We start from the raw sequence: 23,176 nt of genomic DNA on the forward strand, positions 1-23,176 counted from the left end.
TCAATTCAATTCAATTCTATTCTTTTTCAACCAATATTTTCCTTATGAAAACACCTCTTTTTTACTGTATATCCCTACTATTTACCCTAAATCTCTATCAAAGTCAGAGCCTTCCTGTGCTGAAAATGCGGGAGGGTACCACGGTGCATATTCTCTCTCCCGAGCCCATTGAATTCATTGACCTTTCTTCTGAGCATCTTTACTCAGATCTTCCCAAGAGCCAGATTGCCAGAATTGCCCTAAAAAAGGATACTACCGCAGGAGATTTTTTGGAAGTCCCCCAAAGGGATCTGGGCATTATTACCGTCGGGACCGGTAGTTTTATAGCGCAGTACCGGGCTGTAGAGTCCTTTAACCCGCACGAAGAGATGCCCTCGAGTCTTACCATAGAACCTTTCCATACGCTTCCGATAGAAAAAGGACCTGGAGAACTCTCCCTTTCCAAGCTCCAGGAGCTCTCTCTTCGTATGGCGGCCCTTTCCCCAGAGCGTCCGCTGCAAAAAGAAAAATCCGGACAGTTATCTGCGGCCCTGAACAACCTCTACGTACTGGGGGATTATCTGTTCTTGGACATAAGTCTCTTAAACCACTCGGCGCATTATTTTTCCCTGGATAAGGTGCTGTTCTCCTTGGAAGACAAAAAGGTGCGGCGCCTTACCAACGCGCAGAGCGTTTCGCTTCTTCCGGTGTTTTCCCTTCAGCAGGCGGGAAGTTTTAAAAAAAGCTTCCGCAATATCTATGTGCTTAAAAAACTAAGCTTCTCCGCCTCCAAACACCTTACAATCCGGTTTTTGGAAAAGCAGCTTTCGGGAAGGTCCCTTGAGCTCTCCTTAAGCTACCGGGATCTGCTCTCGGCCGACACGTTTTAATATTCTCTTTCCCCAATGCAAGAACAGGCCCACCAAATACGCATCTACAGTTTCTTTCAGAAAATAGTCTACGCCGTAGTAGTTCTGGAAGTACTTCTCGTGGCGCTCTACGACTCAGAGATTAAAGCGTTCTCGGGATTTTTGCTGAGTTTCTCTCGCATGCCCCTTATTTTTCCACCCCTCCACGCCAAGTTATTTACCTTACTTCTTATCTTCATTGTCTCCCTGGGTACTAAGGCCGAGAAGACGGTGGAACTTCACGTATGGCGCTCGGTGGTCTTTCCTATTACCCTAGGGCTCCTGCTCATGGGAGGGAGTCTTTACCTTTTGGAGCATTTTTTCTGGCGCTCCCCGTGGGAGTTAAGCCTAGAGTTTTCTCTAGTGGAAGGACTCTACGGACTCTTTTCCCTTTTAGGGGCTCTTTTTGTACAGATGGGCTCCGACCAGATCTCGCGCTATATGAAGCAGTCCCTGGGCCGGGACCGCTGGAACATTCAGGAGGAGAGTTTTGAGCAGAACAGGGAGCTCCACCTAAGCCCTACCTCGATTAATCTTCCCTACCATTTTCGCTTGGAGGGTAAGGCCCAGGAAGGTTGGATTAATATCAATCCTTTTCGCGGTACGCTCGTTTTGGGAACTCCGGGAAGCGGGAAGAGTTTCGGGGTCATTGCTCCTTCGATCCGGCAGATGCTTGGAAAAGGGTACTGCATGTGCCTCTACGATTTTAAGTATCCGGATCTAAGCCAGGTGGCCTACGGAGCCTTTCTGCAGCAAAAAGAAAAAAGCAATCAGTACGTCCACCGCTTCCATATGGTGAATCTCGACCGCGTGGAATCTTCCCGTAGGGTGAACCCTTTCCACGAGCGCTATATAAAGAACCTTGCAGGCGCCCAGGAAATCTCCGAGGCGATGGTCTTTGCCCTGCAGCGGGGCGGGGGCGCCTCAGGAGGCTCGGACCAGTTCTTTACCCAGTCGGCAGTGAATTTTCTCTCTGCCTGCGTGTATTTTTTCTCTCGGTACCAGAACGGTAAATACTCTACGCTCCCGCATATCCTCTCGTTTCTTTCCTTAAGCTATGAGGAGATCTTTTCTACGCTCTTTTCCATGGAGGAGCTGGGAGCGCTTCTCTCACCGTTTCATTCCGCCTTTAAGAACAGAGCTTTTGACCAATTGGAAGGACAGGTAGGAACTCTTCGGGTGTTTCTCTCGCGCCTTTCCACTCTGGAGAGCTACTGGGTGTTTTCTGGCGAGGACGTAGACCTGAAACTAACGGACCCGCAGGCTCCCGGAATACTGGTTCTGGCCTCCTCCCCAGAGAGTCAGGAGATTAACTCGGCCCTGTATTCCGCGGTACTAAACCGGGTCCTAAGACTTATCAATGAGAAAGGGAACCTTCCGGGCGCCGTGGTGGCCGATGAGTTTCCCACACTCTATATGCACCGGATTGAAAATGTGGTGGCCACGGCCCGGAGTTCTAAAATCGCGGTGCTTCTGGGCCTTCAGGAAATGCCCCAACTCCGTCAGCTCTACCGCAAGGAAGTAGCCGATACAATTGCTTCACTCGTGGGAAACATACTCGCTGGATCGGTCCGCGACAAACAGACCCTCGACTGGCTCGAGAGGCTCTTTGGCAAGATCAAGCAAAAAAGTCTTTCGGTCTCCATATCCCGGCAGGGAACCTCCCACAGCCAGAGCGAGCGGATGGAGGTACTGGTTCCTGCAGGAAAAATTGCCTCGCTACGCGCCGGGGAGATGGTGGGGCTTTTAGCCAGAGACTCCGACGGGGGCTCAGAGAACTATGAGACGGGGGTTTTCTCCGGAAAAATCAGGGTGCAGACTTCTAAGGAGCAGCTCCATTGGGAAGAATCCCTAAGCCTGCCTGAATACTACGATTTTAAGGGCAGGGACGGTGTCTGTAGAAAACAGCAGTTGCTTCTGGAAAATTTCCGTCGCATTCAGGGGCAGGTACAGGAGGTGGTTCGTAGTAGCGCAACGGTAGTTTCCCTATAGAACGAAAAAAAGAGTACCGTAGTTCGGTGCTAGAAAAACAAAATTTTTAATGCAAACTAAACTTTCTCTATGCTTTTTTCAATAGTAAATAAAACCACTACAGGACCCTTCAGCGCCCTGGATTCCTCACGGTGGGTCCTTGGTGGGGGTGTGCTACCCTTTTTTAAGCTTTTTATTAGTGTTCTCGTTCTTTTCTATTCGCACGGTATTTTCGCGCAGAGTCTACTTGGGCGTAGTCCAGGCACGGGGCTCGCTTTAAAAAATAAGACCCGTAGCGGGATGTTCTTCTCTTCTAAACAGAGCAAAACTAGTAGAATTAACGCCCGCCTGGGGAACCTTGAGGCCAAGGAACTATCCCCTGCGGGAGTTTTATTAACAGAACTCGAAGAGAAAGAAAAAGAGCGGGAGAAGGCGCTCCTGGAGGTTTCCCTAGAGCTCGAGGAGCTTAAAAAAAGAGAGGCAAGCAGGAGCAGCCTTTCCAGGGAGAGAAGACTGTTTCTACTCGCCTATGCTACCCTTGGTACCGCGCATGTTTCCAAAATAGAAAAACAAGATTCTACGCGGGAGCATAGGCTCCCGGCAGCAGGGGAGCCCCTTTCCAACTATTCCCTTCCTCTTAAAGGTCCCCTGGTGCTTACCTCTAGCTATGGACCGAGACTCCATCCAGTACTTGGAAAAAGGATGCTCCATCAGGGAGCCGATTTTAGGGCGCACTTTGAGCCGGTCTATGCGGTCCTTCCCGGAGTGGTCCTTTTTAGTGGAGAGGATAAAAAAGGAGGAGGGCTGATGCTTAAGATAAAACATCCGGGAGGCCTAGAGTCTCTTTATCTCCATCTCTCGGAGCTTTACTACCGCAGGGGAGAGAGAGTAGAAGCGGGCTTTACAATCGCGCGCAGTGGAAACTCCGGAAGGTCCTCCGGACCGCATCTTCATTTCGCAGTCCACCGGGAAGGACAACCTATAGACCCAACCAAATTCTTACTCACCCTGGTCTCTCCTGGGCCCTTATAAAGCGGCTGGGGTATATCGTAGGGCACTATGTACTACACTAATCCTTAATAGACCGATTTTCTCTCTGTCCTTTAAGTGCTTAAGCTTCTGCTCCTTTCCTAAATTAAACGAGCAAACAACTAAACAAGTAAATAATCTAATAACCAAATACTTTTTTATTATGACAGTACTATCCAGAGCCGCGCGCTCTACCCTTAAAGACTACGGGCTACTTCTTCCAGGAGGCAGCTTCCATTCCAAAATATCTCCTGCACACCAGCGCGGCCTACTGGAAGGAAAACCTTTGGTACTTACCTCAGGGAGCCACCGGCTCTATCTCCAACTAAGCCCCGTAAGTGGAAAGCTCCAGGTGCAGCAGGCCCAGCTGAGTCACAAAACCCAGTCGCTGCTGGAAGGACTTTCCACTAGGCCCATTGTTTTTGGCAAAGAGAAAAAAGAAGAGGCCACAGGAGTCTCTACCTCACGCAAAGCCTACCTAAAGGATCCGGGCTCGGGAGCGCTTTTGGAACTTCCTTTACATAGTAGCGCCTTAAAGCTGCGCAGACTCCTTGCCCAGAGCCCTGAGGGTCTTTCCCTCTACCAAAAGGAACTCGAGCGGAGCTACCGAGCACTGAAGGCGGAGCTAAAGTCCGCGCCCGAAAATAAAGTGCTTCTTTCTTCGGCGCTTAATAAAAACCGCAGAGAGCTCTTGGAGCTTCATAAACAAAGCCCCGCACTGGAACATCAGCCTTTGGGTCCTACGAAAGGGGCTCTTAAGGAAAGAGCCGCTATTAAGCAGCCGTGGGCTCTGGACGAGGCTGAAAGTAGAGACCAGTCCTTAGAACCTACCACACGCCGTAAGCGCTAACCTTTTAAATTAACTGCCATGCAAATCGATCTATTTAACTACCAGGAATTTTCCGTTTTCAATTCCAATTTCGGGTTTCCCTTTGATAAGGAGTCCCTCACGCTTCGCGATTCCCTGGGGAAGCGTCTGGGCTACCGGCTCTTTTCGGGAGGAAGGCTCCAGGGAACCCACGATGCTCCGCCTTTCCTACAGGAGCTACCTAATTCCTTTAGGGCCCATCCTTCGGAGGATTTTGCCCTTATGGAGCGGCAGTTTTCTCTAGCTTCGGGCTTTTGCTTTCTTTCCGGGCCCAAGGTACGCTCGGCCGGCGAAGTGGCCTTTCTATTCAAAAGTCTAGAAAGCGAGGCCATAGAACATACCTTTCTTTTGTACCGGTTCTCCTCGGGAGCCTATCTCGTGCAGCACTTATCTTCCGGGGGCATCTCCTCGGCCGTAGTAGATCTGAGGCTTGTAGCCGGAAACGTACTTAGGCTTCAGCCCAGCTCCATTACGCTCGTCCACAACCATCCTTCAGGGCAGCTCATCTCCTCTCCCCAGGACCGGGCGATGCAAAAGCGGCTCGAGGACATTTTCTGCGGCACGGATGTTAGGGTGGAAAAGGGCATCATTCTAAATTTACGTTCGGGAAAGTTTTTGCAGTTTGGCTCTAGTTCGGGAAAGGACCGAAAGGAAAAATTTCCTGAGATAGAGGATAGCCTGGAGCGGGCCCGGATCTACCGTTTTGACAAGCAGGTGTTTTGCAAAAACTACCAGCCGGAAAAAATCACTTCGCCCGAGGAGGCTGCGGCCTACATCGCAAGCCAGAAGCTGGGACTCTCGGACCGCCTCGAAGTACTCAGCCTTAATAATGCCAGTGAAATCGTTGGGAAATTCATTTTACCTATGGAGGGGACGCTCTCTCAGTTAATTGAGCTTCTTACCCTCTACGGGGGAACGTCGGCAATCCTTTACGGGAACTCTCTTACGAAAGAGATCTTTGAATCCTACAAGGATGCCCTGGACCTCATTGGCTTCCATACCTTGGACGGACTCCAGCTAAAGAGCGGAAATTTCTATTCCCTCTACCAGGAGGCCACTATCTCCTTTAAAAAAGAGCTCCGCGCACTCTACGCTTCCAAAGGAAAATCCGCTATTTGCTCAGCTGCGGGAAAAGAGCAGAAGCAAGAGTTTCCCTTAGATAAAAAGGAGGCCTGTGCGAAGGGCAGTAAGGCGCCTTGTACAGCTCCTACAGAGGTGCGGGAGACTAGAGTACGCGAAGCGTCCAATTTTCTAGAGTATTCCCAATTTCCTAAACTACTGCTAGGTCCTGGCACGCCCTAAGTAGGAGCGGACCTTTTCCAGACGCCTGCTAGGAAAAACAAGACCCTTAGCCCTAGCCCAAATATTTTAAAACAGACTTCTTATGAAAACCATCTTTACTAGTTCCATCATTTTACTACTTCTTACTCTTGTGCTGGGATGCAAAAAGCGTCCCGAGAAATCTACGGGAGAAATTAAAGTCCTCTCCGGTATCTACCCCAGCGTAAGTAAGGGCCTGGAGAGGGGCAGGACCTTTCATATCTCCACCCTTTCTTTTTCTCCAAAGGGCCTTATAGAATCTGCCCTGGAGCCCGACGGTTCCCGAGGGTGGCACCACCTGGGAAAAGAAGGCTATTGGACTCTGCCTGTAGTGGGAGGTATTACGGGTGAGAACCTTGCGCCCCATTCGTACCGAACGAAGCAGTCGGGGGCTCCATTTCTAAAGGGGCTTCCTCCGGGGTACGCCAGGCGAGAGGAGCTATCCGATACTCTTCTTTTCAAGAAACGCTACCGCCGTTTCGAGATCCGTACCCCGCACAGCTTTACGCGCTACTACATTTTTAAAACCGATACGCTCTGCCCCTACGAGGTCTATCCCGGGTTGTACGGAAAGTACAAGGGCCGGCTGGAGCGCATTGATTCCTACGATAAGAAACGCGATGTGTTCACCACCTTTCAGCTTCTGCACTACGCTACGGTGTCTTCAGAGGCCTCGCGCGTGCTCTCCCTACTAAAACCTAGGCTATGAGCGAGCGAAAATACTACGACCCGGAGCAGATCCGAGCTCTACACGAGCTCAGGGCCGTGCAGAGTTATTTCTGGCTGCTCTGCCAGAAAGGAGTGGTGAAGTTTCTGTTTCGCTCCGGAGAGCACCTGTACTTTAAATCCCCTACCGGAAAATATGCGGTAAACGAAAAGTACTTCTATGAGTTCAAGGAAGGAAAAGGTGGCGCCCTAATAAGGGCCGTAATGCTTCTGGAAAATAAGTCCTGGTATGAGGCCGTAGGCTACCTCCTGGAGGAATTCTCCGGCCTTAACTTAGGAGCAATCCCTACTAAGTCTGTTAGTGCGCAGGAAAAATCTACCGGGGAGCGTAGTAGAAAGGGGGTAGAAGTATTACTGGAGCGCGCGCCACAAAACGGAGCGCTCCTTTCGTATTTTCTTCGCAGGGGGATTAGTTACCATACCGTTTTACGCTACTGCCGCGAGGTGCACGTGCGGCTTAATGGAAAGATCTACATTACCTTAGGGCTTAAAAACAGTAAAGAGGGTTGGGATCTTCGCAGCCGAAGGCTTAAGATAAAGAGTGGAGAAAATTCTTTTGCGGTAGTAGGCGACCTAGTAGCCTCTACGGTAGTGGTTGTGGAAGGACTATGCGATCTTCTCTCCTACGTGCAGTTCTTTGGGATGCGGGGTCTTGCAAAATCCTGGCAGGTGGTCTCGCTTAACTCGGTCGGAAATCTCTCGCGCTTTATTTCCCAGTACGGGGAGTTTACGGGAAAGGTGCTCTTACTTCTGGATGCGGACGCGGCAGGAGATAAGGCAACCAGCCGGCTGCTCGATCATTTTGGCTGCAGGGCCACGGACATCCGCTCTACGCTCGGACTAAGGCCTGAGGGACCAAGGGATGTAAACGAGCTTCTAAAAAGGCGCGCACCCTTTTTAGTTTAGTAAAAAAAGGCAGCGCCCTTTACGTACTAAAAAGTCGCTGCTTTTTTTATTTGTGGGATTTCGCTCCCGCCGGCTTAGGCCCTAGGACCGCTCCGGTGGGAGCTCATTGGGATAATGGGCTTAGTAGGGGATGGTTTTTTATATTCCATACCCAGGAGCTGCAGGGCCTTTTCGCAGTCAATGATAATGATCTTACCATTCTGGGTAATGGCCTTGTCAATAACACCGGAAGCTTTGATTTCGTAGGCTTTGGAGCGGGAGCAGCCTAAAAGCTGCGCAAGGCCTTTAATGCCGTATTCCATCCGGCGGTCCTGCATCATGCTTCGGTGCAGGTCACGGTACTCGGCCACGGTGAGTTGCCAGAGAAATTTAGCGTCTTCGTTTTGGTACATCATAAGCAAAAAGAGTTTTTTGGGGTTATTAGTGTATACCAATGTACAACTTATTTCCTCTACTTACATCTTAGTAGCTAATTGTACCTGACTATTTTAGTCCATTGCCGGAAAAAAACGGTTGGGACAAATAAAAATGTGCGCGGAGCGTATGAAAAAATTTAGGGGATGCTTCTGAAAAAATTAGCAGCAAAATCCGAACTTTAAACAAACGTTTCATTAGTCTAAAAATCAGTACGTTACAATAAATTTTGAAGCAAAAAAGACCTTTTTTAGTTAATTATGTTAACAGAAGACCCTATTTTTTAACACAAATTAACAAATAGCGGGATTTCCCATAACCACGGGTATTAGAAAGGGTATTAACAAAATTTTAAGAATATGTTAAGAGTATTTAACAATGTGGATTTGGAGCGAATTAGTCCTGGAATACCTTTGCCCCGTCAAAACCAATAAAAATATTCAAAGTGATGAAAAGAGGATTTCTCGTAATCATAATGATGATTTCAACTCTTGGCCTAAGTTCTTTCAATTCCTATGCCAATGAGAACGATGAGGTAAAAACAAGTTATGCGTCGTACTACCACGACAAGTTCAATGGCCGCAGAACCGCGAGCGGAGAGGTGTTTAACAACACCCGTCTTACGGCTGCCCACAGAACCCTTCCTTTCGGAACGAAAGTGAAAGTAACCAACCTTAGAAACGGAGAAAGTGTAGTTGTAGTAATCAACGACCGCGGACCGTTTCACTCTTCAAGAGCGCTGGACCTAAGTAAAGCTGCTTTTGATGAGATCGGAAACCTTTCCAGAGGCACCATGCCGGTACAGTACGAAATTATCGATTAAGACAAAATTTTACGATTTTAAATGATTCAGGGCCGTTTCTTTCTAGAGACGGCCTTTTTGTTTGCCTGTTTGTAGGTGGGGTAGCAGGAAGGAAAGATGTGAAAGTCCCCTTGAGCGTTTTTTATTCTATTTTTTTTAAGGTCGGTATAAAAGGATAGGGGGTCTAGAGACAGAGGATTGTGAATTTCCTGTATATTTAATCCCGAAGTATCCCTAACCTTTTTTTTCTCATGAATCTATCTACTCCTAGACTTGAACTAACCCCACTTTCGGGCGGTGACCGCTCCTTTATTTTTACGCTACTTAATACCCGGGGATGGATAGAGAATATTGGAGATAGAAACATTAAATCCCTTGCGGATGCAGCCGCCTATATTCAAAAGATGCAGCAGATGCCTCAGGCTAGGTTTTATGTGGTCTCTACCCAAGAGGACTCTCTACTCATTGGCTTAATTACTCTAATCAAGCGGGACTACCTTGCTTTCCACGATATTGGATTTGCTTTCCTGGAGCAGTACCATGCAAGAGGCTATGGATACGAGGCCACCGCAAAGGTTGTAGAGAATTTCTTAAAAGAAGCAGATTCTGAAAAAATTATGGGAATTACCCTGGACTCCAACCACAGCTCCACACGGCTCTTAGAGCGCTTAGGACTTTGCCTCCAGGAAAAAATTAATCCGGAGGGCACCGAGCTGCTGCTCTATTCTGGAGGAAGAAAGGAGGTGCTTGCTGCAGTTACTGCTCCCTCATCTAAGTACTAAGTACTACCAGAAGGAAAATAGAAAAGATTTTTTACTGCAATTCCACCAGCACAGGACAGTGGTCTGAATGGAAGACTTCCTTTAGAATGGCTGCTCTAAAAAGGCGCTCTTTTAGCTCGTAGGAAACAAAGTTATAATCCAGGCGCCAGCCTTTGTTACGCTCTCTGGAATTTTGCCGGTAGGACCACCAGGAATAGTTTTCCGGGTCCTGATTGAAATAGCGGAACGAATCAATCAGTCCGCATTCTTCAATAAAACGCGTGAGCCATTCCCGCTCCATAGGAAGGAATCCCGATACGTTTTTAAGTCCCTCTGGATTATGGATGTCAATGGGTTGGTGGCAGATATTGAAATCCCCGGAGATAATAAGGTTGCTTTTAGTTTTCTTAAGCTCCTTTACGTAGAGAAGAAAATCCTCGCAGAACTCCATCTTGTAGGAGAGGCGCTCGGGATTGGAGGCCGAAGGTACGTAGACCGAGATAACGGAATACTCGTCGTAGTCCGCCCTAAGAATCCTCCCTTCAGAATCGTAATTCTCAATGCCGCATCCGTAATGCACCGCTACAGGCTCCTTTTTAGACGCAATGCCTACTCCGCTGTAGCCTTTTCTCCTTGCCGAATGCCAAAAGCTGTGGTAGCCTTCCTGGGTGAAGGAGAGGGTGTCTATCTGGTCTTCTCCGGCTTTGGACTCCTGTATACAGATGATGTCCGGAGAGGCGGCCCTAAGCCATCCTAAAAAGTCTTTACCAAATGCGGCGCGGATGCCGTTTACGTTGTAGGAGATGAGTTTCATATGTAAGGGAACTAGATTTTAGTATCTGCAAAGATAGCCAATCGCGCAAGTATATAGCGGGCGCAGAGCCTAGAAAAGGCTCCCATTTTTTCATAGGGTGGTGGGGTGCTAGTTCAAAGCGAGTTAGCAGACAATAGAGCAAGGTAAATTGTATAACAATTCGGGACTTATGCTGGAAATACTATTTTCAAGAAAAGTGTTAAGTTCGTAGAAGCTAAACCCTTACACTTTTACGCTATGCACAAATCCCTTACGCTTGCCTTTTTATCCCTTTGGGGATTTTTCTCTGCTCAGGTGGTGGAAGAAAAACTACCGCCTGTACCTATAGAAAAAGCAAATATTATTAAAACCAACGCTACGGCCTACGCTTTTCGAAATTTCAACCTTACCTACGAGCGAATATTCTCTAAGACTTTTTCCCTCTCGGCCGGCTACAGTACCATGCCCGAGGGCAAGGTGCCTTTTATAGATTATTTTGCCTCTGCTGAGGAGCAGCTGCGCGACGTAGAAGTTTCGCACCAGGGCCTTACCCTGGAGGGACGGTTCTATGTAGGAAAAAAAGGCTACGGAGAGGGCTTCTACCTGGCGCCCTACGCGCGCCACGGTAAAGTGGATGCCCCGGAATTTATCTACTACTATACCTACTCGGACGCCCTAGTCGGGGAGCAGGAAATTCCTCTTACGGTACGTGGAGACGCCTCGGGTCTTTCGGGAGGTCTGCTTTTAGGAACGCAGTTTCTGATGGGAAAAAAGAAGAACTTTGTGCTCGACCTTTGGATCCTAGGGGTGCACTACGGAGGGGGTAGTGGGGATTTTTCGGCCCGCAGTCCCTACAGCTTAAACCAGGAGCAGCAAAACCAGCTCAAGAGGGAACTCGAGGAGCTCGACATACCAATGGTAAAATACACCGTCACCACCAATCCTAATGGAGCGGACGTTGCGATGGACGGGCCATGGGCAGGTCTTCGAAGCGGCCTTTCTCTGGGCTTTAAGTTCTAATAAAAACAAAAGCGGAAGAAACATTAAATACGTTTCTTCCGCCAGAACCCAAAAACAAATAAACTATGAAAAAAAACGAATTGGGTTAATTTCAGCTCTTTTGGAGCTCTTGAGAACTTCACTGACCTCACTATCGGGCAGATCCGTACTCAATTCTTTTTTTAGTTTTTTTCTCGTGTAGTAAATATCAAAAACCTGACCAAAATTTACTAATTTGATAGGAAATTTACAACCTAAACCGTTAAAATTCAGTTAATTTTCTCTCCCGCGCTGTTAGAGAGCGTTACAAGGTAAAATTCGTACCTTTCAGGCCGTAAATTCAGTCCCCGAAAGACCTCTTCTCATGCAGAACAAACTCAAGATCATTAACGATCCCGTACACGGATTTATCAAAATACCTTTCGAGCTGCTGTTCGATGTGATTGAGCATCCCTTTTTCCAGCGCTTGCGCCGTATTGGACAAACCGGACTCTTAAGCCAGATATTCCCGGGAGCCAACCATACTAGGTTCCACCACGCCCTGGGCGCCATGCACCTGATGTTCTCGGCCTTGGAGACCTTAAAACTCAAAGGGGTAGAGATTTCTGTAAAGGAAGAGCAGTCGGCCCTACTGGCCATTCTTCTCCACGACATTGGCCACGGACCGTTTTCCCATGCGCTGGAAAGTATGCTACTGGAAGACTGGCACCACGAGAAGCTTTCGCTTCTTCTCATGCAGGAGCTCAATAGGGAATTTTCCGGTGAGCTTTCCACGGCTATTGAGATGTTCCAGGGGCGCTACCACCGAGGGTTTTTCAATCAGCTGATCTCCTCACAACTCGATGTAGATCGTATGGACTATTTGAAGCGCGATAGTTTCTTTACCGGCGTATCGGAAGGAAATGTAAATTCCGAGCGGATCATCTCGATGATGAACGTCTGTCGGGACGAGCTGGTAATTGACCAGAAAGGGGTCTACAGTATTGAGAACTACCTTACGGCACGAATGTTCATGTACTGGCAAGTCTACTACCACAAGACGGCCGCACTCTCCGAGCATATGCTGGTAAAAATTCTTCGTAGAGCCAGGGAACTATCCCTTAAAGGGGAGGCGCTTCAGGCCTCCGAGGATCTGTCCTATTTCCTTAAAAAACCCAGGACCCACACCGCCACAGAGGAGGATTTACTGCGGTTCACGCGTCTGGACGATAACGATATCATTCAGGCCATGAAATTCTGGCAGCATGCTGGTGACCCCTTACTTTCCTATTTGTGTACGGCCGTGGTACAGCGACGGATGCTCAAGACCCAGATCTCTTCAGCCCCGTTTCCCACCGATACAATCGATACGCTGGTGCGCAAATCCGGTACGATGCTTCCAAGTATTCCAGGAAAATCTCTGGTAGGGGAGATCAGTAGGACACTTCTTCCCTACAGTAAGGATCTTCAGCCCATTTATCTCCTGCGCAAGGACCAGAGCCTGGTACGCCTCAATGAAAGTGAGAACCAGATCCTCTCTTCTTCCATGGTTCATCCCACCACGAAGTACATCCTGTATTACCCCCGTGAGATTGTCTAAGCGATTTACAAAGTTTTCCCTTTGTGTGCTTAAAACTGTGAAAAAACTACCTAGATATGGGTATGTGTAAGTTATACACATTTTATTTATTTTGGTACCTACCCAATGGGACCGTTTTTTATTTACAAAAGTCAAAGCAAGAGGCTACTAATCCAGTAAATAAACCCGCCCATTCAAAGGTATCCAATAGAAAATTTGATTTACTAATGCCTACTAAAATATAGTTGTATGAAGACACTTTTACTTACTCTATTTTTTCTTTTTTCGGCAACTGCTTCACCTATCCGGGCGCAGCAGGAATTAGCGGACTTAGAGTCCTACCGCCTAGAGCTTCTGGAGAAACAGCTTAATAGGGCCCTGCAATACCATGCTTTTGAGCGGCATTATTTACAAGATTTGGATAGTAAAATAGCGCAAGAATTAGCGAAAAAGCCAGAAAGCCCAGAGCTTCATTATCTTATGGGAAAGCTCCACCGGCATATGATGGACCAGGTTGAGGCTATTTATAAGATCGAGTGGACAAACGAAGAATTTTTGGCATTTCTGGGAGACGAGCTTTCGGGGGAGGCGCTTAGAAAAGCCCAGAGCTATTATACGCTTAAGGCTTCCCATTCTAAGAAGGCGGAGTTGCACCTTAAAAAAGCCTCAGATTCCGGTATGGGGCGCTACCAGTTTGAATATGCAGAGTTCCTGCGCGCAGGATACCATCCCCAACTCTACAAGGAGAAAAGAGGCTACGCCCCGCTGGAAGTACGTGTAGATGAGACCACAATCGGCCTCTTAGAATCTTCCTACCGTAAAGGTATTGTACAGGCAGGTACCCGGCTTGCCACCGTGTATCTAAAAGGAGAGGGCGAGGTAGGACAAGATACGGCGAAAGGAGAAAAGATCCTCTCGGAAGTACTCAAATTCTACGATTCCCCGGCCCCTGTATACTTTGAACTGGGAAAAGGGTTTTTACTGGGCGAGGATCCCAGGTTCTCCACCCTGGACTACCCGCATTCCCTGCAGCTTGCAGAGCGGTACCTAAAGAAATCTTCTGAGCTCAATTACCAAAAGGCGGATCTCTATTTGGGATACGCACATTTAGGAGTACTCGGAGAAAAGGGTTTTACTCCACCGGATCCCTCTAAGGCTGCACAGTACCTGCTTCGTGGCGCACCAAGTGCAAAGCAGGCGCCCTACGGCTATTTTGCATTGGCAGTATTCTACTATAACGGAGAGGCAGGACTCGCGCAGAACCAAGAGAAGGCCCGCGCTATGTTTAAAGAGTTAGAGAATATAACTCCCTTGCCGGACCAACTTGCCGTGATGGACTGGAAAGAAGTGCAAAAGTACATTAAAGAGGTACTTCAGCCCTAGCGTACAAAGAGAACAGGCAGAGTTCTCGGGAATGATTTTCTGTCGGATAAGTAAAAGGAGTGTCTCTTTTTTGGCTAGGCTAAAGGATGTATACACAGAGTAATCCGCTTCCCGCGGCACCTAAAGCAACTTATTAATTAACTAGCATAAAGATATGATGAAAAAATGGATTTTTTTAGTGGCGGTTATCAGTCTTGGTCTACTACCTAGAATTAGCGCACAAAGTCCTGAGGAAATGAGACGTTGGCAGACCCCAGCCTTCGAATTGGCTGTACTTATGATGGAAGGAATTACCAGTGGGCAGGAGTTAAAGAATGCTTCGGTATACACAGAGTTGGAAAGCTACCTGCGCGATGTAATTAAGCAGGACCCCAGCAATGCGCTACTTCATTATTATGCGGGTATGGTCCAAAACCACAAGATGTATCATGCCCACTTGGTAGCCGGGATTGAGAATCCTATAGAAGGAACCTCAGTAAACGATGCCAAACTCTCCATGCAGGAAAAGCTACAGTTGCGCGCTTTTTATCAAGTTCAGGAAGAGAGCTTCCAGCAGGCAGAGCACAACTATCTGAAATCCGCCGAACTGGGATTTTCCGGAGCGCTTATACAGCTAGCCCACATGCTGCGCTCTGGCCATCCCGTGAAGGGATCGCTAAGCAAGCAGGGATTTACGCAGTGGCAAGAGAAAACCGACCCTTTGGTTATGGACTTTCTACAGCGTGCGGCAAAAATGGGAAGTAACGAGGGGAAAGAGCAGCTCGCCTCCCTCTACCTACGGGGGGAAGGGGAAATCAAGCAAGATATCAAGAAAGGCGAAGAGATTGCCCGAACGGTTAAAGACCCGGCCGATTTTTACTTCCGACTGGCTTCGGGATTTCTTTCCGCAAAGACTAAACGTGACTCTGCTACGGAATTTGATTATTCCTTAGAACGAGGAAAAGAATACATGCTGAAGGCCGCCGCAATGAACCAACCCGATGCCCTCTACGAGCTGGCACTTTCTTATCTGCGCTTTCCTGAGGCGGCTCCACTTACCCCAGAGGACCATAAATTAGGGTATGCTACCATGGTTAAAGTGGCCACAAGTGCGAAAGAAGCTCCACAGGCGTATTTCTATCTCTCGCAGCTTCTTCGGCAAGGAAAAGGAACGGAAAAGAATCTTCCAAAAGCCATCGAAATGGTAGAGGAATTAGCCGGCCAGAGCAGCGATGCGGAAGAAAAGGAGTTTCTACAGAAAGAACTCTCTAAAATGAAAGCAGAGCTTTGAGCTGGTTAGTCGTAAAAACTCTGGGAAAGAGACAGGAAGTAGGCCGCAAATTGCGGGACTCTTACCCTTAGCGGCCTAATCATACGCAGTTCCTTATTTAAGAAGGAGATTCTGGGGCTTTAAGGATCTAGGAAAATTTGATCCTACTGCAAAGAAAAACTCCCAGGCGCTACTCTCTCTTCACTTGGGAGCGTGAGTACTTTACTGGTGCGCCCCGACGTTTGAGGCGCATTAGCCCGGCCCCTGAGACCCTGGTTTTCAAAAGTGAGATCTTCCCTTGGTAGATTTCTTCTACGGGCGAATAAAAAAGACGAAATTTTTCATAATTTCCTATCTTTGCAGGATATGGAATTTACAGCTTCTCAGATTGCAAGCTTCATAGAGGGCGAGATCCTTGGGGATCCTTCGGCTCTTATCACAGGGGTCTCTCCGATCGAAAGGGGAGAAAAAGGCCATATGTCCTTTATCGCCCAGGAGAAGTTTGCCCCACACCTTAAGACCTCCGAGTGTTCGGTCTTAATCGTTTCCAGAAACCTTTTAAAGGAAAACGAAACGTATCCCTCCACCATTATTGCCGTAGAGAATGCCTACCTATCCTTTCAGGTACTGATGCACATGTACCAGGAAATGAAAGGCCGCAAAAAAGGCATTGAACCCCATACCTCCATTGACGACTCGGCAGTGTTGGGAGAAGAGGTGTATGTGGGATCCTTCAGCTATATTTCCAAGAATTCCAAAATCGGTGAAGGGAGCCAGATCTATCCCCAGGTATATATTGGACAGAACGTGAAGATCGGTAAAAACTGCCAGATATTCTCCGGCGTGAGAATCTACGATTACTGCGTTATAGGAGATAACTGCACCATACATGCCAATACGGTGATAGGATCCGACGGCTTTGGATTCCAGCCCATGGAAAAAGGCTACAGTAAGATTCCACAGCTAGGAAACGTAGTGATAGAAAACGATGTGGAAATAGGCTCGAACTGTACCATTGATAGGGGAACCATTGGTTCGACCATCATAGGGGAGGGAACCAAGATCGATAATCTGATTCAGATCGCCCACAACGTAGTGGTAGGAAAGCACAACGTGATCGCCGCGCAGGCAGGTATCGCAGGCTCCACCACCATCGGAGACTGGAATATGATCGGAGGACAGGTAGGTGTGGCAGGCCATATCACCTTAGGCTCTAAGGTGCGCATTCAAGCGCAGGCCGGAGTGAACGCCTCGGTAAAGGACGGAGAGACCCTCTACGGATCGCCCGCCTTTGAGGCCGGAAATTTCCGTCGCAGTTACATCCACTTCAAAAACCTAAGCCAACTGGTAGAAAGAATAAATAAACTTGAACAAAACTCAAAAGAATCTTCCAATGAGTGATATGCAGAAAACCCTGAAATCGGAAATTACCCTTTCAGGTATTGGTCTTCACACCGGTAAGAAGGTCAACTTAACGATGAAACCGGCCAAGGAGAACACCGGTTTTGTCTTTGTACGGACGGACCTCGAGGGTCATCCCCAGGTGGAGGCCGACGTTAATTATGTAACGACTACCGAGCGGGGAACCACACTGGAGAAACTCGGCGTTAGAATCCACACCTGTGAGCACCTTCTGGCAGCCCTCGTAGGTTGTGATATAGACAATGCCCTTTTAGAAATGGACAGCGCGGAGCCTCCCATCATGGACGGAAGCTCCAAATTTTTTGTAGAAGCTATTGAAAAGGCGGGAATTGAAGAGCAGAGCGTAGCCAGAGAATACCTGGTAGTAAAAGAGGTGCTTAACTACGTGGATCCTTCCAGCGGATCGGAGATCACCATCATCCCTTCCGATACCTACGAGGTAACTACCATGGTGGATTTTGGAACCAAAGTGCTGGGTACGCAGAATGCGACCATGAAAGATATTTCAGAATTCAAGGAAGAGATTGCCTCGGCCAGGACGTTTTCCTTTCTGCACGAGCTCGAGATGCTCCTAGATGCAGGACTTATTAAGGGAGGGGATATTTCCAACGCCATCGTCTATGTGGATAAGGAGCTGACGGCAGAGACCGCGGAGAAACTCAAAAAAGCCTTCGGAAAAGACGATGTAGCCATTAGGCCCAACGGTATCCTTGATAACCTTACCCTTAATTACCCCAACGAAGCGGCAAGGCACAAACTGCTGGATGTGATTGGAGACCTTGCCTTAACCGGCGTGAAGCTGAAAGGTAAAGTAATTGCCACCAAACCGGGACACTTTGTAAATACCCAGTTTGCCAAGAAGCTCAACCGCCAGTGGAAACTCCAGAAAAGAAAAAATGTGCCGGATTTTGACTTAAGCAAACCTCCGGTATTTGATATCAACGGGATCATGAAGCTTCTCCCGCACCGTCCGCCATTTCTTTTGGTGGATAAGATCCTGGAACTCTCCGACTCGCACGTAGTGGGTCTAAAGAACGTCTCTATGAACGAGCCTTTCTTCGTAGGGCACTTCCCTAAGGAGCCGGTAATGCCAGGGGTACTACAGATCGAAGCTATGGCCCAGACCGGAGGCATTCTGGTTCTTGCCAACGTCCCGGATCCGGAAAACTATTCCACGTACTTCGTGAAAATAGACAACGTGAAGTTCAAACGTAAAGTGATACCTGGCGATACCCTTATCTTCAAAATTGAGCTTATGGAACCTATACGCCGGGGCATCGTGCACATGCAGGGCTACGGATATGTGGGAGACAGCGTAGCCGTAGAGGCCGAACTTATGGCGCAGGTGGCCAAGAACAAAACAGAATAGGAGTTTATGATACACCAACTGGCCGCCGTAGACAAGCGCGCAAAAATTAAAAAGAACGTCATTGTAGAGCCGTTCACCACCATCGCCGCCGATGTAGAAATTGGTGAAGGCACCTGGATAGGTCCCAACGTGACCATCATGGACGGAGCCCGCATAGGCAAGAACTGTAGGATCTTTCCAGGCACTGTGATTGCCGCCATTCCTCAGGACCTAAAATTCGAGGGCGAAGAATCGCAGGTGATAATCGGGGACCATACCACCGTACGCGAATCGGTGACCATCAACCGGGGTACCAAGGCCCTGGGCTATACCCAAATTGGAAGCCACTGCCTTATTATGGCGACCTCCCATATTGCCCACGACTGCGTACTTGGAGACTACGTGGTGATTGTCAACGGCTGCGCCGTGGCAGGACACGTGGAGATAGGGGACCATACCATCATGGGGGGACTCTCCGCCGTACATCAGTTTTCCAAGATTGGAAAACACGTGATGATCTCGGGAGGAACCCTCGTTAGAAAGGACATACCGCCGTACGTGAAAGTGGCGCGTGAGCCCATGACCTACGCGGGGATCAACTCGGTAGGCCTAAGAAGAAGAGGCTTTACCAACGATAAGATCTTTGAGATCCAGAAGATCTACCGCTATATCTTCCAGATGAAGATGAACGTCACCCAGGCGATGGGTCTCATTGAAAAAGAGATGCTTCCTACCGCCGAGCGCGACGAGATCCTGGAGTTCATACGCAACTCCCCAAGGGGAATTGTCAAAGGCTACGGTACCGGAAAAGAATAGAGAAAATACCCAATAAAAGAACTAAACCCAATTAATGGCAACAACAGCTGATATCAGAAAAGGTCTTTGCATCGAGTACAGCAACGACATCTACAAAGTAATTGAATTCCTGCACGTAAAACCAGGCAAAGGCCCTGCGTTTGTACGTACCAAACTCAAGTCCGTAACTAATGGTAAGGTCCTGGACAATACCTTCTCTGCAGGTCATAAGATCGAGGAGGTACGCGTGATCACACGTAAGTACCAATACCTCTACGAAGACGATAACGGATACCACTTCATGAATAACGACGATTTTTCCCAGATCTACATCGGAAAGGAAATGATCGAGAACGCACAGTTCATGAAAGCAGGCGAGGAGGTGACCATCATCCTAAAGGAAGCCGACGAGACCCCTCTTTCTGCAGAGATTCCCCCGTCGGTGTACCTGGAGGTAGTAGAGGCGGATCCGGGAGTGAAAGGAAATACCGCTACCAACGCACTTAAAAATGCGATCGTAGAGACCGGAGCACGCGTGATGGTTCCCCTGTTTATAGAACCGGGAGACAAGATCAAGGTAAATACCGAAGACGGTAGCTACCTGGAGCGCGTTAAATAAATTTTTGACCTGCGGCCGGTCCTTTTTTAAAAGGCCGGCTTTTTTCTCTTTCGGCCTGCACTCTGGCCCCTTTCTTTAAAAACCTCTAATTCAGTATTTTTAGATATGCGATTTTCTACCCCACAGACTCTTGAAAACCTTGCTACACTTATTGGAGCCCGCTACGTGGGAGATTCTTTGCAGCAGGTTCTAGGCACAAACGAAATCCACCGCGTGGAGGCGGGGGAGATCGTCTTTGTAAACCATCCCAAATACTACGATAAGGCGCTAAATTCCAAAGCCACCGTTATTTTGATCGACAAGCAGGTGGAATGTCCTTCGGGCAAAGGTCTGCTTATTTCAGGCGATCCCTTTGGGGACTTTAACCGCATTAATCTGCATTTTGGAGCCCTTAGCCAGTTTAAATCACCCGCGGAAAACACCTCCGTAGGAGAAAATACCTTCATTCACCCCTCGGTAGTACTTGGTCGCGACGTAGAGATCGGGTCGAACTGCTACATAGGTCCCGGAAGCGTCATTGGAGACAAAACCCGTATTGGAAACCACGTGGTGATTCAGTCAGCAACAATCATAGGCGGCGATGCGTTTTACTACCGAAAAACGCCACAGCGCTACGAGCGTCTGGAGTCGGTAGGGGATGTAGTGATAGAAGACTACGTAGAGATTGGAAACGCCTGTACGATAGATAGGGGCGTTACGGCCTCCACCATTATAGGGGAAGGCTCTGTGCTGGACAATCAGATCCAGCTGGGCCACGATACCATCGTTGGAAAACGGGTGCTTATTGCGGCTCAGACCGGAATTGCAGGGTGCTGCAACATAGGAGACGATGTGACCATCTGGGGGCAGGTAGGAATGGCCTCCGGGGTAACTATTGAAGCAGGTACCGTACTTCTGGCCAAGACCGGAGCGCACCGTTCCCTTAAGAAAGGAACCTACTTCGGGCAGCTGGCCAGAGAGTTCAAGGCCTACCTAAGGGATGAGATCAAGGTGAAGAATCTGCCGTAAAGCCAGTTTATTTTAAGAGCCTAGCACAGAAGCGAAAGAGACTGAAGCCAAAGAAAATTTCCCTAGGAATTAAAGCCCCTGTCGTACGTGCGCTTTCACTAATTATTATTAATTTTGTAGGAATTCATAGCAAGCTAAAAATTAAATAAAACAATAAACAATGTCAGTATTAGTAAACAAAGATTCGAAAGTAATCGTACAGGGATTTACAGGCAACGAAGGGACCTTCCACGCCACACAGATGATTGAATACGGAACCAACGTAGTGGGTGGGGTAACTCCAGGAAAAGGAGGCTCTGAGCACCTTGGTAAGCCGGTATTCAATACGGTGGCTGAGGCTGTGGAGAAGGCAGGTGCCAACGTATCGATCATCTTCGTACCGCCGGCATTTGCAGCGGACGCGATTATGGAGGCGGCCGAGGCAGGCATTAAAGTAATCGTTTGTATTACCGAAGGTATTCCTGTAGCTGACATGGTAAAAGTAAAAGACTATATCTCCACCCGCGACACGCGTCTTATTGGCCCGAACTGTCCGGGAATCATCACTTCCGATGAGGCGAAGATCGGTATCATGCCAGGATTCGTTTTCAAGAAAGGTCGCGTAGGAATCGTTTCCAAATCCGGAACCCTTACCTACGAGGCTGCAGACCAGGTGGTACGCGCTGGATACGGAGTATCCACGGCCATCGGTATCGGTGGGGACCCAATCATTGGAACCACTACCAAAGAAGCACTTGAGCTTTTCATCAACGATCCAGAAACCGACGCAGTGGTTATGATCGGAGAGATCGGAGGATCTCTAGAGGCCGAAGCAGCACGTTGGTACAAAGAGAGCGGATCGAAAAAACCGGTGGTAGGATTTATCGCAGGACAGACGGCCCCTAAAGGCCGTACTATGGGCCACGCGGGAGCCATCGTAGGAGGAGCGGAAGATACCGCTCAGGCCAAGATGGAAATCATGGCAGAGAACGGGATTAACGTAGTAGACTCTCCGGCAGACATCGGTGCGATGGTAGCTAAAGTGCTCGGATAACATTTAGTTTATCTTTTCAATTATACAAGCGCCCCTGGCTTTTTTTTAGCCAGGGGCGCTGCTGTTTTTTTTGGGTTCGGAGCGAGGCCTTTTAAGCCTTCAGCGTACTTTTAGAAGGAAGCAGATCGTTACTGCTCTGTAACGGCCCGGTAGGCGGCCTCTTTGATGGCCTGAAGTTCCACTGAAGTATAGCCCTCTGGAGTGAAGGGATTTTTCCGCACGTCTTCTCCCGTTAGGGCCATATACCAGGTGCAGGCGGCCACCAGCATGCCGGTGCGCTCCTCAAGGTGGAAGCCGTCCCGGGTCAGGTCCCTTCCAAAGAGACCGGTCTCTCGAAGGTTCTGCACGGCCTTACCCGAGGGTATAATCCTATGGGTGGGAATGAGCTCCGCGGCGTAGCGGTAGGCGGATTCTATCGCCTGAAACATGGTCTCCTGGTCTTTTCCGTAGTAGAGGAACCCCCCGTGGGTACTCTGGGGCCCGTAGGCCCAGGTCTGGTGCAAAAGGTATTTTGCCGGAGAAGAGCCCTTTAGGGAATCCACCATGCGGTGAAGGGTAGGAAGCTCCGTGGTGAAGGACTCTTTCTTTCCGGAGTCCTGACTCACCTGTTGGAGGGAGATAAAATCCCACTGCTCGCCCTGGAGCATCTGCTTTAAAGGGGCCTGTTTTCTAGAGCGCGACCCGTCGGGAAGTACGGTACGTACATTATAGGCCGGGGCTCCCGATTGTATCTCTTTTATATGCCGCTCAAGGCTTGCTCCTGGGATGTAGCCGTTTACAATATAGATATCGCGGCCACTCTCTTTAAAGAGTCTCCAGAGAAAAGGGTTTTCCAGGGCATCTTCTGAAAAGCTGTTGCCTACGGCGGCCACTTTAATGAGATTTTCTTTTCCTACGTACAGAAAGAGCGACTCCGTGCGGCCAGAAAGTGTCAGGGCAATGGAGCCTTTGCCTTCGTTTTTGGCCAAAAGCTCTAGGGTAGGACTACTTGGCGTAGGTCTTTTTAGAATATTTACCCTAGGATCGCTTTGGACCTTCAGCTTTTGATGCTTTTTAAGGCCGCGGCTCAATTCTACCCTAACGGTATCGCCTCGGGCAATTACCAGGGTATCTTGCTCCAGAAGGGAATAGTCCTCTTTTGCTTCCACGCCGGTTGCTACGCTCACGCAGGAGCAGAGCAGCCCAGAGGAAAGTACCATAAGGACACTTTTTAAGAGCGCCGGAGAAGAAAAAAAACTTTTTAGGGTTGCCATAGGATAGAGTTTTTGAATTGAGAAGAGTGGAT

At 48.6% G+C, this 23,176-nt stretch carries 22 protein-coding genes; 19 read left to right on the forward strand and 3 right to left on the reverse strand.

The genetic code is table 11. The annotated features are described in order from the left end of the window. Window positions 1-44 precede the first annotated feature (44 nt). From IC612_RS03985 to IC612_RS04015, 7 genes are all read left to right on the forward strand, one after another. The gene (locus IC612_RS03985) at window positions 45-869 is read left to right on the forward strand and encodes a DUF4138 domain-containing protein (RefSeq protein ID WP_194738887.1); all 825 of its coding nucleotides are present in this window, start codon (window positions 45-47) and stop codon (window positions 867-869) included. A gap of 15 nt (window positions 870-884) precedes the next feature. Next, the gene (locus IC612_RS03990; protein WP_194738888.1) at window positions 885-2,879 is read left to right on the forward strand and encodes a TraM recognition domain-containing protein; all 1,995 of its coding nucleotides are present in this window, start codon (window positions 885-887) and stop codon (window positions 2,877-2,879) included. A 69-nt stretch (window positions 2,880-2,948) separates the two neighbouring features. Further along, complete coding sequence (locus IC612_RS03995) at window positions 2,949-3,890, forward strand: M23 family metallopeptidase (protein WP_194738889.1); 942 nt, start codon at window positions 2,949-2,951, stop codon at window positions 3,888-3,890. A 160-nt stretch (window positions 3,891-4,050) separates the two neighbouring features. Further along, window positions 4,051-4,737, forward strand: a complete 687-nt coding sequence (locus IC612_RS04000; protein WP_194738890.1) for a hypothetical protein — start codon at window positions 4,051-4,053, stop codon at window positions 4,735-4,737. An 18-nt stretch (window positions 4,738-4,755) separates the two neighbouring features. Then, entirely contained in the window at window positions 4,756-6,057 is a 1,302-nt protein-coding gene (locus tag IC612_RS04005) for a JAB domain-containing protein (protein WP_194738891.1), read from the forward strand. A gap of 82 nt (window positions 6,058-6,139) precedes the next feature. Next, entirely contained in the window at window positions 6,140-6,784 is a 645-nt protein-coding gene (locus IC612_RS04010; RefSeq protein ID WP_194738892.1) for a hypothetical protein, read from the forward strand. Continuing rightward, entirely contained in the window at window positions 6,781-7,707 is a 927-nt protein-coding gene (locus tag IC612_RS04015; protein ID WP_194738893.1) for a toprim domain-containing protein, read from the forward strand. Before IC612_RS04010 ends, IC612_RS04015 begins: the two co-directional genes overlap by 4 nt. Window positions 7,708-7,781: 74 nt before the next feature. Here IC612_RS04015 and IC612_RS04020 read toward each other — a convergent pair whose 3' ends face one another. Further along, window positions 7,782-8,102 (reverse strand): DUF3853 family protein, encoded by a 321-nt coding sequence (locus IC612_RS04020; protein WP_407676049.1) that lies wholly within the window; start codon window positions 8,100-8,102, stop codon window positions 7,782-7,784. A 464-nt stretch (window positions 8,103-8,566) separates the two neighbouring features. On the opposite strand from IC612_RS04020, the gene IC612_RS04025 reads away from it, so the two are divergent. Together IC612_RS04025 and IC612_RS04030 are read left to right on the forward strand one after the other, a co-directional pair. Next, complete coding sequence (locus IC612_RS04025; protein ID WP_317173988.1) at window positions 8,567-8,944, forward strand: septal ring lytic transglycosylase RlpA family protein; 378 nt, start codon at window positions 8,567-8,569, stop codon at window positions 8,942-8,944. A 230-nt stretch (window positions 8,945-9,174) separates the two neighbouring features. Further along, window positions 9,175-9,705: a GNAT family N-acetyltransferase gene (locus IC612_RS04030; RefSeq protein WP_194738894.1), complete on the forward strand. Its 531-nt coding sequence runs from the start codon at window positions 9,175-9,177 to the stop codon at window positions 9,703-9,705. A 31-nt stretch (window positions 9,706-9,736) separates the two neighbouring features. Here IC612_RS04030 and xth read toward each other — a convergent pair whose 3' ends face one another. After that, complete coding sequence (gene xth, locus IC612_RS04035; RefSeq protein WP_194738895.1) at window positions 9,737-10,498, reverse strand: exodeoxyribonuclease III; 762 nt, start codon at window positions 10,496-10,498, stop codon at window positions 9,737-9,739. A 237-nt stretch (window positions 10,499-10,735) separates the two neighbouring features. Between xth and IC612_RS04040 the strand changes: the two genes are divergently transcribed. The 10 genes from IC612_RS04040 (at window position 10,736) to sucD (ending at window position 21,891) form a co-directional block, all read left to right on the forward strand. Then, window positions 10,736-11,497 carry a DUF3575 domain-containing protein gene (locus IC612_RS04040; RefSeq protein WP_228512863.1) on the forward strand — a complete coding sequence of 254 codons (762 nt, stop codon included), beginning with the start codon at window positions 10,736-10,738 and terminating at the stop codon, window positions 11,495-11,497. A gap of 343 nt (window positions 11,498-11,840) precedes the next feature. Beyond that, entirely contained in the window at window positions 11,841-13,055 is a 1,215-nt protein-coding gene (locus tag IC612_RS04045; protein WP_194738896.1) for an HD domain-containing protein, read from the forward strand. A gap of 228 nt (window positions 13,056-13,283) precedes the next feature. Continuing rightward, window positions 13,284-14,417: an SEL1-like repeat protein gene (locus IC612_RS04050; protein ID WP_194738897.1), complete on the forward strand. Its 1,134-nt coding sequence runs from the start codon at window positions 13,284-13,286 to the stop codon at window positions 14,415-14,417. Between the two features lie 154 nt (window positions 14,418-14,571). Continuing rightward, window positions 14,572-15,687: a tetratricopeptide repeat protein gene (locus tag IC612_RS04055; protein ID WP_194738898.1), complete on the forward strand. Its 1,116-nt coding sequence runs from the start codon at window positions 14,572-14,574 to the stop codon at window positions 15,685-15,687. A 345-nt stretch (window positions 15,688-16,032) separates the two neighbouring features. Further along, on the forward strand, window positions 16,033-17,067 hold the full coding sequence (gene lpxD / locus IC612_RS04060) for a UDP-3-O-(3-hydroxymyristoyl)glucosamine N-acyltransferase (RefSeq protein WP_194738899.1): 1,035 nt from the start codon (window positions 16,033-16,035) through the stop codon (window positions 17,065-17,067). Continuing rightward, window positions 17,060-18,457: a bifunctional UDP-3-O-[3-hydroxymyristoyl] N-acetylglucosamine deacetylase/3-hydroxyacyl-ACP dehydratase gene (locus tag IC612_RS04065; protein WP_194738900.1), complete on the forward strand. Its 1,398-nt coding sequence runs from the start codon at window positions 17,060-17,062 to the stop codon at window positions 18,455-18,457. Before lpxD ends, IC612_RS04065 begins: the two co-directional genes overlap by 8 nt. Before the next feature lie 6 nt (window positions 18,458-18,463). Then, window positions 18,464-19,252: an acyl-ACP--UDP-N-acetylglucosamine O-acyltransferase gene (gene lpxA, locus IC612_RS04070; protein ID WP_194738901.1), complete on the forward strand. Its 789-nt coding sequence runs from the start codon at window positions 18,464-18,466 to the stop codon at window positions 19,250-19,252. Between the two features lie 34 nt (window positions 19,253-19,286). Beyond that, entirely contained in the window at window positions 19,287-19,850 is a 564-nt protein-coding gene (gene efp, locus IC612_RS04075) for an elongation factor P (protein ID WP_194738902.1), read from the forward strand. A gap of 105 nt (window positions 19,851-19,955) precedes the next feature. Next, window positions 19,956-20,858 (forward strand): LpxD N-terminal domain-containing protein, encoded by a 903-nt coding sequence (locus tag IC612_RS04080; protein ID WP_194738903.1) that lies wholly within the window; start codon window positions 19,956-19,958, stop codon window positions 20,856-20,858. Window positions 20,859-21,018: 160 nt separating this feature from the next. After that, window positions 21,019-21,891, forward strand: coding sequence for a succinate--CoA ligase subunit alpha (gene sucD / locus IC612_RS04085; protein ID WP_194738904.1), 873 nt, complete (start codon window positions 21,019-21,021; stop codon window positions 21,889-21,891). 128 nt (window positions 21,892-22,019) lie between these two features. Here sucD and IC612_RS04090 read toward each other — a convergent pair whose 3' ends face one another. Continuing rightward, window positions 22,020-23,144, reverse strand: a complete 1,125-nt coding sequence (locus tag IC612_RS04090) for a DUF4886 domain-containing protein (protein ID WP_194738905.1) — start codon at window positions 23,142-23,144, stop codon at window positions 22,020-22,022. Between the last annotated feature and the right edge of the window lie 32 nt (window positions 23,145-23,176).

The sequence above is a fragment of the Planobacterium oryzisoli genome (assembly GCF_015354315.1).
GTDB classification, from domain to species: Bacteria; Bacteroidota; Bacteroidia; order Flavobacteriales; family Weeksellaceae; genus Planobacterium_A; species Planobacterium_A oryzisoli.

What these genes read in the sequence shown, in the direction of transcription:
- efp (WP_194738902.1), top strand. Translation starts at nt 19,287, where the DNA reads ATGGCAACAACAGCTGATATCAGAAAAGGTCTTTGCATCGAGTACAGC.
- IC612_RS04010 (WP_194738892.1), top strand. Translation starts at nt 6,140, where the DNA reads ATGAAAACCATCTTTACTAGTTCCATCATTTTACTACTTCTTACTCTT.
- IC612_RS04065 (WP_194738900.1), top strand. Translation starts at nt 17,060, where the DNA reads ATGAGTGATATGCAGAAAACCCTGAAATCGGAAATTACCCTTTCAGGT.
- IC612_RS04045 (WP_194738896.1), top strand. Translation starts at nt 11,841, where the DNA reads ATGCAGAACAAACTCAAGATCATTAACGATCCCGTACACGGATTTATC.
- xth (WP_194738895.1), bottom strand. Translation starts at nt 10,498, where the DNA reads ATGAAACTCATCTCCTACAACGTAAACGGCATCCGCGCCGCATTTGGT.
- IC612_RS03990 (WP_194738888.1), top strand. Translation starts at nt 885, where the DNA reads ATGCAAGAACAGGCCCACCAAATACGCATCTACAGTTTCTTTCAGAAA.
- lpxA (WP_194738901.1), top strand. Translation starts at nt 18,464, where the DNA reads ATGATACACCAACTGGCCGCCGTAGACAAGCGCGCAAAAATTAAAAAG.
- IC612_RS03985 (WP_194738887.1), top strand. Translation starts at nt 45, where the DNA reads ATGAAAACACCTCTTTTTTACTGTATATCCCTACTATTTACCCTAAAT.
- IC612_RS04000 (WP_194738890.1), top strand. Translation starts at nt 4,051, where the DNA reads ATGACAGTACTATCCAGAGCCGCGCGCTCTACCCTTAAAGACTACGGG.
- IC612_RS04055 (WP_194738898.1), top strand. Translation starts at nt 14,572, where the DNA reads ATGATGAAAAAATGGATTTTTTTAGTGGCGGTTATCAGTCTTGGTCTA.
- IC612_RS04040 (WP_228512863.1), top strand. Translation starts at nt 10,736, where the DNA reads ATGCACAAATCCCTTACGCTTGCCTTTTTATCCCTTTGGGGATTTTTC.
- IC612_RS04050 (WP_194738897.1), top strand. Translation starts at nt 13,284, where the DNA reads ATGAAGACACTTTTACTTACTCTATTTTTTCTTTTTTCGGCAACTGCT.
- lpxD (WP_194738899.1), top strand. Translation starts at nt 16,033, where the DNA reads ATGGAATTTACAGCTTCTCAGATTGCAAGCTTCATAGAGGGCGAGATC.
- IC612_RS04020 (WP_407676049.1), bottom strand. Translation starts at nt 8,102, where the DNA reads ATGATGTACCAAAACGAAGACGCTAAATTTCTCTGGCAACTCACCGTG.
- IC612_RS04090 (WP_194738905.1), bottom strand. Translation starts at nt 23,144, where the DNA reads ATGGCAACCCTAAAAAGTTTTTTTTCTTCTCCGGCGCTCTTAAAAAGT.
- IC612_RS04015 (WP_194738893.1), top strand. Translation starts at nt 6,781, where the DNA reads ATGAGCGAGCGAAAATACTACGACCCGGAGCAGATCCGAGCTCTACAC.
- IC612_RS03995 (WP_194738889.1), top strand. Translation starts at nt 2,949, where the DNA reads ATGCTTTTTTCAATAGTAAATAAAACCACTACAGGACCCTTCAGCGCC.
- IC612_RS04080 (WP_194738903.1), top strand. Translation starts at nt 19,956, where the DNA reads ATGCGATTTTCTACCCCACAGACTCTTGAAAACCTTGCTACACTTATT.
- sucD (WP_194738904.1), top strand. Translation starts at nt 21,019, where the DNA reads ATGTCAGTATTAGTAAACAAAGATTCGAAAGTAATCGTACAGGGATTT.
- IC612_RS04030 (WP_194738894.1), top strand. Translation starts at nt 9,175, where the DNA reads ATGAATCTATCTACTCCTAGACTTGAACTAACCCCACTTTCGGGCGGT.
- IC612_RS04005 (WP_194738891.1), top strand. Translation starts at nt 4,756, where the DNA reads ATGCAAATCGATCTATTTAACTACCAGGAATTTTCCGTTTTCAATTCC.